This window comes from Chryseosolibacter histidinae (genome assembly GCF_018598225.1).
Taxonomy (GTDB): Bacteria; Bacteroidota; Bacteroidia; order Cytophagales; family Cyclobacteriaceae; genus Chryseosolibacter; species Chryseosolibacter histidini.
Window position 1 is genome coordinate 301,518 of sequence record NZ_JAHESF010000002.1, and the last position, 12,791, is coordinate 314,308.

11 protein-coding genes are annotated in these 12,791 nt (G+C 50.0%); 8 read left to right on the forward strand and 3 right to left on the reverse strand.

The window, feature by feature from the left end; all coding sequences use genetic code 11:
• Positions 1-44 precede the first annotated feature (44 nt).
• Positions 45-2,495 carry a ligase-associated DNA damage response DEXH box helicase gene (locus tag KK083_RS02875; RefSeq protein WP_254160489.1) on the reverse strand — a complete coding sequence of 817 codons (2,451 nt, stop codon included), beginning with the start codon at positions 2,493-2,495 and terminating at the stop codon, positions 45-47.
• A gap of 80 nt (positions 2,496-2,575) precedes the next feature.
• Between KK083_RS02875 and KK083_RS02880 the strand changes: the two genes are divergently transcribed.
• The 8 genes from KK083_RS02880 (at position 2,576) to KK083_RS02915 (ending at position 9,825) form a co-directional block, all read left to right on the forward strand.
• Positions 2,576-3,442 carry a MerR family transcriptional regulator gene (locus tag KK083_RS02880; protein WP_254160491.1) on the forward strand — a complete coding sequence of 289 codons (867 nt, stop codon included), beginning with the start codon at positions 2,576-2,578 and terminating at the stop codon, positions 3,440-3,442.
• A gap of 164 nt (positions 3,443-3,606) precedes the next feature.
• On the forward strand, positions 3,607-4,107 hold the full coding sequence (locus KK083_RS02885; protein ID WP_254160493.1) for a sigma-70 family RNA polymerase sigma factor: 501 nt from the start codon (positions 3,607-3,609) through the stop codon (positions 4,105-4,107).
• Positions 4,108-4,131: 24 nt separating this feature from the next.
• Complete coding sequence (crtID, locus tag KK083_RS02890; RefSeq protein ID WP_254160495.1) at positions 4,132-5,610, forward strand: bifunctional phytoene desaturase/3,4-desaturase; 1,479 nt, start codon at positions 4,132-4,134, stop codon at positions 5,608-5,610.
• 6 nt (positions 5,611-5,616) lie between these two features.
• On the forward strand, positions 5,617-6,453 hold the full coding sequence (locus KK083_RS02895; protein WP_254160497.1) for a phytoene/squalene synthase family protein: 837 nt from the start codon (positions 5,617-5,619) through the stop codon (positions 6,451-6,453).
• Positions 6,453-6,968 carry an isopentenyl-diphosphate Delta-isomerase gene (gene idi, locus KK083_RS02900; RefSeq protein ID WP_254160499.1) on the forward strand — a complete coding sequence of 172 codons (516 nt, stop codon included), beginning with the start codon at positions 6,453-6,455 and terminating at the stop codon, positions 6,966-6,968. Before KK083_RS02895 ends, idi begins: the two co-directional genes overlap by 1 nt.
• Positions 6,969-7,121: 153 nt before the next feature.
• Positions 7,122-8,450 (forward strand): cryptochrome/photolyase family protein, encoded by a 1,329-nt coding sequence (locus tag KK083_RS02905; RefSeq protein WP_254160501.1) that lies wholly within the window; start codon positions 7,122-7,124, stop codon positions 8,448-8,450.
• A gap of 178 nt (positions 8,451-8,628) precedes the next feature.
• Positions 8,629-9,123, forward strand: a complete 495-nt coding sequence (locus tag KK083_RS02910) for a sterol desaturase family protein (protein WP_254160511.1) — start codon at positions 8,629-8,631, stop codon at positions 9,121-9,123.
• A gap of 3 nt (positions 9,124-9,126) precedes the next feature.
• The gene (locus tag KK083_RS02915; protein WP_254160513.1) at positions 9,127-9,825 is read left to right on the forward strand and encodes a lycopene cyclase domain-containing protein; all 699 of its coding nucleotides are present in this window, start codon (positions 9,127-9,129) and stop codon (positions 9,823-9,825) included.
• A 121-nt stretch (positions 9,826-9,946) separates the two neighbouring features.
• Here the strand turns inward: KK083_RS02915 and KK083_RS02920 are convergent, their stop codons facing one another.
• Positions 9,947-10,216 carry a hypothetical protein gene (locus tag KK083_RS02920; protein ID WP_254160515.1) on the reverse strand — a complete coding sequence of 90 codons (270 nt, stop codon included), beginning with the start codon at positions 10,214-10,216 and terminating at the stop codon, positions 9,947-9,949.
• Positions 10,217-10,355: 139 nt separating this feature from the next.
• On the reverse strand, positions 10,356-12,761 hold the full coding sequence (locus tag KK083_RS02925) for an ABC transporter permease (protein WP_254160517.1): 2,406 nt from the start codon (positions 12,759-12,761) through the stop codon (positions 10,356-10,358).
• Positions 12,762-12,791 lie beyond the last annotated feature (30 nt).

A 12,791-nucleotide genomic window follows, 5' to 3' on the forward strand; every position in this document is an offset into this window, starting at 1 on the left:
ACCTGATGGTAGTCTGTGGTCTGTGGACCGTCGACCGTGGACTGTCAAGGACTGTATTGCAGCACCATCTTCCTGATCCGATCTTCCAGCTTCTCGCTCGTCAGCTTTTCACGAAGCCTGTCGACCATGATGGGGAAGGCGAAGGGCGTCGGCTTGTCGGGGGTAGTGATGACGATCTTCTGTTTCGAGATGCGCTCGAGGGCGCGGCGCAGGCGGATCTCTTCGAGCTGAAAATCCATCACTTCTTCATAGGCCTGCCGCAGCAGCAGGTTGTGTGCTTCGTAGTCGTTGAACACGTTGAAGAAAAGTTGTGAGGAGGATTGGAGGTGCCGATCTTTAATAGGTTTGCCGGGATATCCTTTGAACACAAGGCCCGAGATGGCAGCGATGTCCCTGAACTTTCTGCGCGCCATCTCGATGGAGTTGATGCTGGCCTGAATGTCTTTCAGCAGATTGTCCGTTCCCAGCATGTTGGTCTCCACCGCTTCTTCTATGGGAATGGGCTGATCCGACAACAGCTCAAAACCGTAGTCGTTCATGGCGATGGAGAAGCTGATGGGCTGGATCTGCGCGATGCGATAGGCCACCAATGCAGCCATGCCCTCGTGCACGAACCTGCCCTCGAAGGGATACATCAGCACATGATATCCTTCGGTGGATTTGAAATATTCGATGAGGAAGTCGCCCGCACCAGGGAGAAAAGACCGCTTTTGCTGAAGCTTGAACAAAGGTTCGAGAAACAGAAGCTCGCTATCCTGCCCGCGGCCCTCAACCACCTCGTTGATCTTCAGCCTGATCATCTCGCTCATCTGCGATGAAAGGGGCATCCTTCCCCCCTGCCATGACGGCACAGCGCCCGACTTACGGTTGGTCTTGCGTACCTGCACCTCCATATCTTTGATGCGCACCAGCTCGAGGTTCCTGCCTGCGAACCAGAACACATCGCCGGGGTTGAGGCGGGCAATAAAATACTCTTCGATGGTGCCGAGATATTTGCCCGTAACATACCGGATGTGCAACGAGCTGTCGCCTACGATGGTACCGATCGACAGCCTGTGCCGCATCGCGATCACACGGTTTTCCACTTTATAAAGTCCGTTGTGGATCACAACCTTGCGATATTCATCGTAAGCCTGCAACGAATCGCCACCGGTGGTAATAAAATTCAGCAACCAGCTCCATTCATCATCGCTCACACTGCTAAAGCTGAACGTGCCCCTGATCTCTTTCAGGATCTGGTCGGGTTTGAATCCATCAGACACGGCCAATGTGATGAGGTACTGCATCAGCACATCGAACGAGCGGATGTAGGGAAGGCGGTCTTCCACAACATTTCTGCGAATGGCTTCACGCAGCCCTGCCGCTTCGATCAGCTCAAGTGAGTGGGTGGGTACAAAATGAATCTTGCTAACGGCACCAGGCTGATGGCCGCTTCGCCCGGCACGTTGCAGGAAACGCGCCACACCTTTGGGGCTTCCCACCTGGATCACCGTTTCCACTGGCCTGAAGTCAACACCCAGGTCAAGACTCGAGGTACAGACAACAGCTTTCAGCCGTCCTTCGTGAAGCTGGTCTTCAACCCAGCTGCGCAGCTCCTGGCTGATGGATCCGTGGTGCATGGCGATCAGTCCCGAAAGCTCCGGCGCCTGTTCCAGCATGCGTTGATACCAGATCTCTGCAAAAGACCGGGTGTTGGTGAAGATGAGTGTAGTGTTGCTTTTCTTAACGATACCGATCACTTTCTCCAGCAGATGAATACCCAGGTGACCCGACCAGGGCATCCGTTCTACAGAATCGGGCATTACTGACTCCACCTCCACGCTTTTCCTGAGGTCTGCACGAACTACTGTGTACTTACCGGGTTTAAAATAATTTCCCAGCAACGCTTCCATGGCCTGCTCCATGTTGCCGATGGTGGCCGAGATGCCCCACACTTTCAGGGATGGCACAACAGCCTTCAGTCGCGAGAGGGCGAGCTCCACCTGTACACCACGTTTGGAACCCATCAGCTCATGCCATTCGTCTGCAACAACCACTTTCAATCCTTTGAAAAAGTCGGGATAATTCTTCTGCGCCAGCAGCAGGTGCAGGCTTTCAGGTGTGGTGATCAGCAGTTGAGGCGGTTTGGTCTTCTGCTTCATACGTTCGCTCAGCTTGGTATCGCCCGAACGAACCCCCACTTTCCATGGCAATCCCATTCCCTCTACAAGCCGTGTTGCCGAGAGCTCGATCTCTTTGGCCAGGGCGCGGATGGGTGTGATCCAGATGGCTTGTAACCCCGTATCGGAATCCAGCTTCAGCTGTGCATGATCCCTGACGAACTCCAGCCCCATCGGCACCAGTAAAGAATAGGTTTTGCCACTGCCCGTGGGTGCATTTACCAACCCGCTTTGCCCATCGAGATAAGCTTCCCATGCTTGCAGCTGAAAGGCGAAAGGTTTCCACCCCATTTTATCGAACCAATCTTTTCCTAACTTTAGCCGATCGTATGTCATGAATTTAAAGGTATCAATCTCCCCGTAAGGAAAAAACATTTCTGATGTTCGCTTGTTATAGCTTCTGATTATTGCCGTCAATGGGAAACTACTCGATCAAAGATCTTGAAAAACTTTCGGGGATAAAGGCGCACACCATCCGCATCTGGGAAAAGCGTCACCGCCTGATCGAGCCCCAGCGCAGCAGCACCAACATACGCTCTTATTCTGACAATGATCTGAAAAAGATCATAAACGTGTCGATGCTGAACGCCAGTGGTATGAAAATCTCCCGCATCGCCGGTATGTCTGACGAAGAGATCAGGCAGAAGATCACCGAGCTGAGCAGAACGCAAAACGAAGCCGAGGTCCATATCAACGACCTTGTGGCCGGCATGGTGGAGCTTGATGAAGAGAAATTTGAAAGAACACTCTCAGGGTTCGTGCTCCGGTTTGGATTCGAGCAGACGGTCACTTCTATCATCTATCCTTTCCTTGAAAAAATCGGCATCCTCTGGCAAACGCAGCACATCACCCCCGCCCAGGAGCATTTTATCTCTAACCTGATCAGGCAAAAAATGATCGTAGCCATCGACGCACTGCCCATTGCGCCCATCACCGCCAGGCGTGCGTTGCTATTCCTGCCCGATCATGAGCTTCACGAGATCGGCCTGCTGTTCGCCCATTACCGGATTCGCAAGGCCGGCTGGCGTACGTTCTATTTGGGCCAGGCCGTGCCCTATGGCGATCTGAAAAGTATTTATAAAGTGCATAAGCCTGATATGCTCGTCACGGCCTTCGTTTCTGCCATGACCGGAGAATCGCTGAAGCGTTATATCAACAGTCTTGCGGCCGACTTCAGCAACAGCACCATTGTGCTCACCGGTTTTCAGGTGCAGCAATACAAGCCTCATCATCAGCATGTTCACGTGCTCACAAGCATTGCCGGGCTTGATCTACTTATCTGATCTCCGGATCCGCTGAGTTCGGCATTTCCGTAAGTGTACCGGAAAATATCCATCGCACTGATTTTAGTTTGTTTAATATTTTTATAAAATAATTAAACAAAACGTTCACTTGATCCGTTATTTACCTATTATTGTTTAATTTTTAATGAATAACAATAAACAATATGGCTTCTATTGCGGTAAGCGAACAGATCATCGGGCTCCGGCAAACGCTGAAGGTTTTCACCCGGCGGTTCACGGCAGATCGCGAAGAATCATCTGACCTGGTTCAGGATACGCTGCTGAAAGCGCTCATGCACCAGGACAAGTTCAAGCCTGATACCAACCTGAAGGGCTGGCTGTTCACTATCATGCGGAACACTTTTATTAACAACTATCGCAAGCATCAGCGCGCAAGGGTATCGCGTGACCGTACGAAAGACCTGTATTTTCTGAACGTTGAAGATAACCATACGCTCAATCTGCCGGACTCGCGGTGCGAATACAAAGACATCTGGCAACATGTGAACGCCCTGCGCGAAGTACTTTTAATCCCTTTCAGAATGCACATTAACGGTTATAAATATTACGAGATCGCCGAACAGCTTCACCTGCCGATAGGCACAGTCAAAAATCGGATCTTCCAGGCACGGCAAGAAATTCAAAAAAAGTTGACCGGATATTAAGCAGCTTTCTCAACAGTTTTCTCTATGAAAAAAGTATCGGTGATCGGATCAGGATTTTCAGGGCTCGCCGCTGCAACGGTGCTGGCCGGGGAAGGATTTGACGTTACCGTACTCGAAAAGAACGCGACGGCTGGCGGGCGCGCCCGGAAATTCGAGGTCCATGGTTTTGTGTTCGATATGGGGCCAAGCTGGTACTGGATGCCCGATGTGTTTGAAAAGTACTTCAATCATTTTGGCAAAAGCACCCGCGACTATTATGACCTGGTTCGTCTCGATCCCTCATACAGGGTGTGGTTTGGAAAAAATGATCTGGCCGATGTTCCTTCCGGGATAGAGGGTTTATGCAAATTGTTCGATAGCCTTGAAGCGGGAAGCAGCCGGTACCTGCTCCGGTTCCTGGAAGAAGGCAAATACAAATACGAGACCGGCATCAACAGGCTGGTGTATAAACCGGGACTTTCCCTGCTTGAGCTGGCGGATGCTGCGTTGCTCAAAGGCATGTTCAGGCTTCACGTTTTTCAGTCGATGGCTACTTACATCCGCAAGTTCTTTCGCGAGCCACGCCTCATCAGGTTGCTGGAGTTTCCTGTTCTTTTCCTGGGCGCCACACCTGAAAGAACGCCGGCACTCTACAGCCTGATGAACTATGCAGACATGGCCCTGGGCACGTGGTACCCCATGGGCGGTATGTACAAGATCGTAGAAGCTATGGTGCAGCTTGCCAACGCGCAGGGCGTCAACTTTCAGCTGAACAACACCGTTCAGCGTATGGAGATGAATGGCTCCCTGGCAACCGGTGTCTGGAGCAATGATCGCCGGTACAACGCGGACTACATCGTGGCCAGCGCAGACTACCATCATGTTGAGCAGAACCTTGTTCCCGAAAAATTCAGGAGCTACCCGGAGGCCTACTGGCAGCGCCGCGTGATGGCACCCTCGGCACTCGTGTTTTACCTCGGAGTGAGCAAACGGGTCAACAACCTCAGACATCACAACTTGTTCTTCGATGAAGATTTTTCAGCACACGCCAGAGAAATTTACGAGACACCACAATGGCCTACAGCGCCGCAGTTCTATGTTTGCTGTCCTTCAAAGACAGACGCCACCGTGGCACCAGAAGGATGCGAGAATCTTTTCATACTCATCCCGGTAGCACCAGGATTGAAAGACGACGAAGCCCAGCGTGAAAAGTATTTCAACATGGTGATGCAACGGCTCGAACACCTGCTAGGTGAGAACATCAGCAAACATATTGTTTTTAAAAGATCTTATGCGCACCAGGATTTTATAACAGACTATCATGCATTCCGGGGAAACGCCTATGGGCTTGCCAACACGCTCGGGCAGACCGCGCATTTAAAACCGGCTATCGTCAGCAGGAAAATCAAAAACCTTTTTTATACAGGACAGCTCACGGTGCCAGGGCCCGGAGTTCCGCCATCGCTCATTTCGGGCCAGGTGGTGGCCAGGGAGCTGGTCAGAAGACATCGTGTTCGTAATTAAACCGCCATGAAAGCATTATTCGATTCCGTTTCCATCCGCTGCAGCCGCCTCATCACCCGGGCGTACAGCACCTCGTTCTCGCTGGGCATCCGCTGCCTCTCAGAAGAGCTGCGCGACCCGGTCTATGCCATCTACGGATTTGTCCGTTTTGCCGACGAGATTGTCGACAGCTTTCATGGATTTAACAAAGAAAGCCTGCTGAAAAGATTTGAAGCAGAAACTTACAAAAGCATAGAAGAAAAGATCAGCCTGAACCCTATATTGAACAGTTTTCAGGAAACCGTAAACCGGTTCGGCATAGAGCACAGCCTCATTGCGCAGTTTATAAAAAGTATGGAAATGGACCTGACACAACGGGCATACAATACCGAAGCGTTCAACGAGTACATCCTCGGTTCTGCCGAAGTGGTGGGCCTGATGTGCCTGCGCGTGTTCAGCAAGGGTGACCGGCAACTGTACGATGATCTGAAGCCACATGCCATGCGCCTGGGTGCAGCGTTCCAGAAAGTGAACTTCCTGAGAGACCTTAAAGCCGATCATATAAGCCTGGGCAGGTCTTATTTTCCGGACGTTGACCTGAGCCAATTTGATGAAAAGGAAAAGAAGATCATCGAGCAGAACATCGCCGAGGATTTTGACGAAGCTTTTAAAGGCATCAGAAAACTTCCACGGTCGTCGCAGTTCGGGGTCTACGTTGCTTATGTGTATTACCGGGCGCTGTTCAACAAGATCAGGAACGCACCGTCCAGCCTTGTGATGCAGCAGCGCATCAGGATCCGGAACCGGCATAAGGCCACCTTATTGGCGTACTCTTTTGTGAAGCATCAGTTAAACATGATCTGATGGAAATGGTTATTCTCGTCGATCAGAACGACAACCCGATAGGCACCATGGAAAAAATGGAAGCGCACAGAAAAGGTGAGCTGCACCGTGCCATTTCCGTGATGATCTATAATTCAAAGGGAGAAATGCTCCTGCAGAAACGGGCCAGCAGCAAGTATCATAGCGGTGGCCTATGGACCAACGCCTGCTGCAGTCATCCCCTGCCCGGCGAAAAAACAGAAGATGCTGCACGAAGAAGGCTGAGAGAAGAAATGGGCATTGACCTTCAGCCACGGTTCGCCTACAAGTTTATTTACAGAACCGACCTCGACCAGAACCTGATCGAACATGAATATGATCACGTCTTCGTCGGTACGTTCAACGGAACACCGGATATCAATAGCAGCGAAGTGGAAGACTGGAAATTTGTGAGTACGGAGTGGCTGAAAAAAGATATCAGGCACAATCCCGATCACTATACGTACTGGTTCAGATTGATCATAGATCAGTTGACAAACAAAACAATTGACAGTTGACAACATGGCAATTGACGTACACAGCCGGCTTCCAGGGCACTGTTTCCAATTCGAATTGAAACATAAACGTGAAGTCTTGCATTAAGTTTTGCTTGCCCGCCGAAGCTCACACGTAGGCGGGTCAATTGTTCCATTGTCAATTGTCAACTGGTCATGAAACTTTTCACCATAACGTCTGCGAAGAATCGGGTAGACCGGAAGACAACCCTCTTCTGGTTCCGCAGGGATCTGCGCCTGAACGATAACGCTGGCCTTTACCATGCGCTCAGGGAAAACGAAGACGTGCTTTCCGTTTTTATTTTCGACACGGTGATCCTGAACAAGCTTGAAAATAAGACAGACCGGAGAATAGGATTTATTCTTTCTGCCCTTCGCACTTTGAAACAGCAGCTCGAAGACGCCGGCAGCACGTTGCTGGTAGTACATGCCGATCCTGTTGATTTCTTCAAAAGCGTACGGCCCCACGCAGTTTACACCAACCATGATTATGAGCCTTACGCCCGGCAGCGCGATGAAAACGTCACCAAGACCTTATCGGATAAGGGCTCGGTACTCAGAACGTACAAAGACCAGGTGATCTTCGAAAAGAGTGAGGTGGTCAAGAGTGACGGTGAGCCTTATACTGTTTTCACGCCTTATAGCCGGAAATGGAAGGCATCGGTCAACAAAAGTGATCTCAAGGGTTATGCTGTAACGAAATACCTGCACCATCTGAGCAAACGAGATCCCCTGCCCTTTCCGACAGCGAAAGACATCGGCTTCGAAGAGACAGATAACGGCATAGCTGAGCGCACTATAAAATTACCGGTGATCCGGAACTATCATCGCACGAGGGATTTTCCGGCTGTGCAGGGTACTTCGCGGCTGAGCGTTCACCTGCGCTTTGGCACGGTGAGCATTCGCAGGCTTGTGCAGATCGCTTACGCGAATAATGAAACGTGGCTGAACGAGCTGATCTGGCGTGAATTTTACCAGATGATCCTCTGGCATTTTCCACGCGTGGAGCACGGCGCTTTCAAGCCGGCTTACGACCGTATGCGATGGCGTAACGATGTTCATGAGTTCGAAGCCTGGTGCAGCGGGCAGACGGGATACCCGATTGTGGATGCGGGCATGCGTGAGCTGAATGCCACAGGCTTTATGCATAACCGCGTGCGCATGATCGTAGCCAGTTTTCTCACCAAGCACCTGCTCATCGACTGGCGGTGGGGTGAAGCCTACTTTGCCAGCAAGCTGCTCGATTATGACCTGGCCGCGAACAACGGAGGCTGGCAATGGGCGGCTGGTTCTGGTTGTGATACCGCACCTTATTTCCGGGTCTTTAACCCCGCGCTGCAGGCACAAAAGTTTGATCCGGAATTGAAATATATTCGCGGGTGGATACCGGAGCTCGACACGCCCGATTATCCAAAGCCCATGGTAGCACATGCCGAGGCGAGGGAGAGGGCGCTCAAACAGTATGCGGCTGCTTTAAACAATTGACATCCCGATAGCTATCGGGAGACAACGGAACAATTGACAAAAACTAAGTGCAGGACTCATGTTTATGTTTCAATTCGAATTTGACACAGACGCCGGCTAGCTGACTCCATACATTGTCAATTGCCCTGTTGTCAACTGTCAACTACTTTTATATGAAACTCAAGCTTAATAACATACAATGAACTGGTTGCCAATCATTCTCTGTCCGCTTATCGTTCTCGGAACATTTCTGTTCTGGGAGTTTGTGGCGTGGTTCACGCACAAGTATGTGATGCATGGGTTCCTTTGGTCGTGGCACAGGTCGCACCACACAGTACATTCGCATACGCTGGAACGAAACGATCTCTTTGCGCTGGTCTTCAGCATCCCCTCCATCGGCATTTTTTATTACTATTCACAGGTCACTTACAATCCATACATGCTCGCCGTGGGCATGGGCATTTTTTGTTATGGCGTTTTTTACTTTATTTTCCATGATATTATTGTTCATCAGCGGATCAGATGGCGTCCCGCAAAAAGAAGCAAGTATTTACACCGTATGATCAATGCACATTACGTTCATCATAGCAGGCATTCGAAAGAAGGTTGTGAGGCGTTCGGGTTTCTTTACGCGCCCAAAAAGTATGAACCGAAGAACTTTGTTTTAAAGAAGGAAAGATCACAAACCCAATAAAATTTGCAATCAAAATACCTCTACCTGACACTGAACATTGCTTCGTTTATCGTTCCCTTTGCATTCAGCTTCTATCCCAAGGCGAACTTCTCGAAAAAATGGAAATATGTGCTTCCGGCCATCTTTGCCACGGCCGTTGTGTTCATCGCCTGGGACGCGCTCTTTACCGAAATGGGCATTTGGGGTTTTAATCCGAAATACCTGAGCGGTATTTACATTTTCAACCTTCCGCTCGAAGAGGTGTTGTTCTTCTTTTGTATCCCCTATGCATGTGTGTTCACCTATTTTGCGCTTACCTACCTCGTGGAGCGCGATTACCTGTTCCCTCACCACGAGCTCATTTCAAGCGCGCTGATCCTGGTGCTGCTCATTGCCGGCGGCTACTATATGAACAAGTGGTACACCGGCGTAACTTTCCTGCTCACCGGCATGCTGCTCGCCTATCAAATGATCAAGCTCAGGCCGCGGTACATGGGCCGTTTTTATTTCGCGTTTATCTTCATCCTCATTCCCTTCTTTATTGTGAATGGCATACTGACGGGGTCGTTCATTGATGAGCCTGTGGTATGGTACAACGATAACCATAACCTCGGCATCAGGATCGGCACCGTGCCCATTGAAGATGCGGTGTATGGAATGCTCCTGGTGCTGATGAGCATCGGTATTGCAGAAGAAGCAGAGAAACGTGTAGAGAATAAATAGTCCACAGTCGACAGACCACAGTCCACGGCAGGGTGGTGTTTCAACGCAAGCGAAGCGGTTAGAAATAAATAAGCTTCCGGGGCGCCGGAAGCTTGTATGTTATTCGATATAAGATCCCTTTTTAGACGGTGGCCAATGCCTTGCTCTTCTTGCTCTTTTTACCTTTCAGCACATCCTCCACATAAGTGAGGTCTTTTTCAGACTTCCGGGTTTTACGGTCTTGCTTTTTAAGGATGTGGACAAATTCAGACGCCAGTTTTTTGGAGCTTTTGTCGAGCAGCTTTTCCACTTTTTTGGTCGGCTTGGGCAACTCCAGGTGGCTTATCGCAGTGCGCATTGAATCGCTCAACAGGCTTTTCAATGCCTTTTTGGATACTTTGATCTTTTCCATAAAGTAGTGGTTATCTACGAATGTAAAAAATGTTAGCGGAAGATTAAGCCGTTAACAAAAACTTAATATTGCGCCTGAAAAACAATGAAAAAGACGCCAAAAAGCGCCTTTCTTTATATGAAAATGTATTTCTACGAAATCACTCGTATCGGAGGGAATTCACCGGGTTAGCCGCCGCAGCCTTGATCGATTGGAAACTCACCGTAAGCCACGCGATCACAATGGCCACCACGCCGCTGCCGATAAAGATCAACGGACTAATGTCTACCCGGTAAGCGAAATTGCCCAACCAGTAATCCACCATGTACCAACCAAATGCCGCCGCGGGCACAAACGCGATCAGTACAAGCCTGGTGAATTCTTTCGACAACAGTATGGTGAGTCCTGTAGTCGTAGCACCCATTGCCTTGCGGATACCGATCTCTTTGGTGCGTTGTTCAGCCGTGAAGGCCGCCAGCGCAAACAATCCGAGGCAGGCGATGAAGATGGCAAGCCCTGCGAACACACTGAACAGTACCCCCAGGCGTTGCTCGGCACGGAACAGCTCGTCAAAATTCTGATCCAGGAAACTGTAGTCCAACGGCTCGTTCGGCGCATATTGTTTCCAGAGCTTTTCTACAGAAGCCACCGCCTGCTGCGAGCTTCCCTCGTAACGGATCATCATCTGGTACGACTTCGTGGTTAACCGTATGGCTAATGGCCGAACTTTTTGCTTCATCGATTCGAAATTGAAGTCCTGAAATACGCCCACGATCCGCAGTTTACGCGGCTTGCCGTCATCGGAGAAGGTCACATACTCTTCCAGGGGATTGGTGTAGCCGAAGTCTCTAACAGCGGCTTCGTTCAGCACAATGGCTGACGAGTCCGAGGGAAAATCCTCCGAGAAGTAACGGCCTGCTTTCATCCTGAACTTCATCACCTCCTGATGATCATGATCGGCATAATAAACCCCAATCATATGGTCCTGGTCTGAATTGGTGGATTTTGCAACAGTTGTGCTGTTCACGCCAGGAAAACTGTTGTTGGTATAGCTTGAGCTGACGATGCCCGTCTGTGATGCCAGCGCATTTTTGAAGGCCTCTTCATTATTCCCCAGACGGCCCGTACTTGAGACGATCAGCACGTTGTGTTTATCGATGCCCAGGTTTCGCTGCTGCATATAAGTGATCTGCTGATACACCACAGCTGTGAAAATGATGAGGAAAATGGAAAGCGCGAACTGAAATATCACCAGCGTGCTTCTCACACCTTTGCTCTTCATGCCAGAGCGAACTTTACCTTTCAGTACTTCAACCGCATTGAACGAAGTGAGGTAAAAGGCGGGATAACTTCCGGCTACTAATCCAACAAAAACAACCAGGCCCGCTAACAATAGAATGAAACGTGCACTGGCAAATGCCGACATGCCAAGCTGTTTGCCCGACAACAGATTGAAATATGGAAGCAGAAAGTAACACGCCACCACCGCCAGTATCACCGTAACAAAACTGTACAACGTGGACTCGGCCAGGAACTGTCCCACCATCTGGCCCCGCAGCGAGCCCAGCGTTTTGCGAAGCCCCACTTCTTTAGCCCGTCCCGCAGAACGCGCGGTAGATAAATTCATGAAGTTGATGCAGGCAATGACGATGATAAAAATGCCAATAGCTCCCAGGTAATAAACCGACATAATATCGCCACCCGGCTCAAGCTCATCACGCGAAGTTGACCTGAGGTGAATGTCCGTGAGGGCTGTGCTGTAGTAGCCGAAGTCATCTCCTTTCTCCCTCAATTGTTTGATGGATACGCCCATAAATCGCTCTACTTCGGGTCCTACATATTTCATTACAAGCTCGCCAAATTTTTCGTGCACCGCCGGAAGCGAAGCTCCATGATCGAGCACAAAATAGGTATACAGGTAGTTGTTCAGCCATTCTGTGCTCTTCAGGTGTTTGCCTGAGGCTGATGACAAAAGTAAATTGTATCTGAAATGAGAATTCAGCGGCGAATCTTCGGTAATGCCTGTTACCTTGTAAGCCTGGTTTTCGTTACCGATGGTCAGCATTTTACCGAGGGCGGACTGTTCTCCAAAATATTTTGTGGCCATACTTTTGGTGATCACCACCGAGTTAGGCTCCAGCAGCGCCGTTTTCGGATCGCCTTCCAGGATCCTGAAACTGAAGAAGCTGAAAAAATTGGAGTCGGCATAGAACAGCTTCTGTTCTGTAAAGGCTTTATCCTCATACTTCACTACGGAAGCGCCCCAGTAATTGGCGATACGGGTAGCCTCGGCAACACCCGGCACTTCCCTCACCAACGCTTCGGCCATGGGTGGAGCGGTAGTGGTAGTGCGTATGTCCTGGCCACCGATCCTGCCATGCAACCCCACCTGGTAAATGTTCTCAGCCTTGGCGTGAAAACGGTCGTAGCTCAGCTCATCGGTAACATACAATACAATGAGAAGGCAGGCCGCAATGCCGATGGTCATTCCCAGGATATTGATCAACGAGAAGAATTTATACTTCAGGATGTTGCGAATGGCAACTTTAAAATAGTTTTTCAGCATGGCTACCTGATTACTGATTATAATTTTTAT

What these genes read in the sequence shown, in the direction of transcription:
- KK083_RS02875 (WP_254160489.1), bottom strand. Translation starts at nt 2,495, where the DNA reads ATGACATACGATCGGCTAAAGTTAGGAAAAGATTGGTTCGATAAAATG.
- KK083_RS02880 (WP_254160491.1), top strand. Translation starts at nt 2,576, where the DNA reads ATGGGAAACTACTCGATCAAAGATCTTGAAAAACTTTCGGGGATAAAG.
- KK083_RS02885 (WP_254160493.1), top strand. Translation starts at nt 3,607, where the DNA reads ATGGCTTCTATTGCGGTAAGCGAACAGATCATCGGGCTCCGGCAAACG.
- crtID (WP_254160495.1), top strand. Translation starts at nt 4,132, where the DNA reads ATGAAAAAAGTATCGGTGATCGGATCAGGATTTTCAGGGCTCGCCGCT.
- KK083_RS02895 (WP_254160497.1), top strand. Translation starts at nt 5,617, where the DNA reads ATGAAAGCATTATTCGATTCCGTTTCCATCCGCTGCAGCCGCCTCATC.
- idi (WP_254160499.1), top strand. Translation starts at nt 6,453, where the DNA reads ATGGAAATGGTTATTCTCGTCGATCAGAACGACAACCCGATAGGCACC.
- KK083_RS02905 (WP_254160501.1), top strand. Translation starts at nt 7,122, where the DNA reads ATGAAACTTTTCACCATAACGTCTGCGAAGAATCGGGTAGACCGGAAG.
- KK083_RS02910 (WP_254160511.1), top strand. Translation starts at nt 8,629, where the DNA reads ATGAACTGGTTGCCAATCATTCTCTGTCCGCTTATCGTTCTCGGAACA.
- KK083_RS02920 (WP_254160515.1), bottom strand. Translation starts at nt 10,216, where the DNA reads ATGGAAAAGATCAAAGTATCCAAAAAGGCATTGAAAAGCCTGTTGAGC.
- KK083_RS02925 (WP_254160517.1), bottom strand. Translation starts at nt 12,761, where the DNA reads ATGCTGAAAAACTATTTTAAAGTTGCCATTCGCAACATCCTGAAGTAT.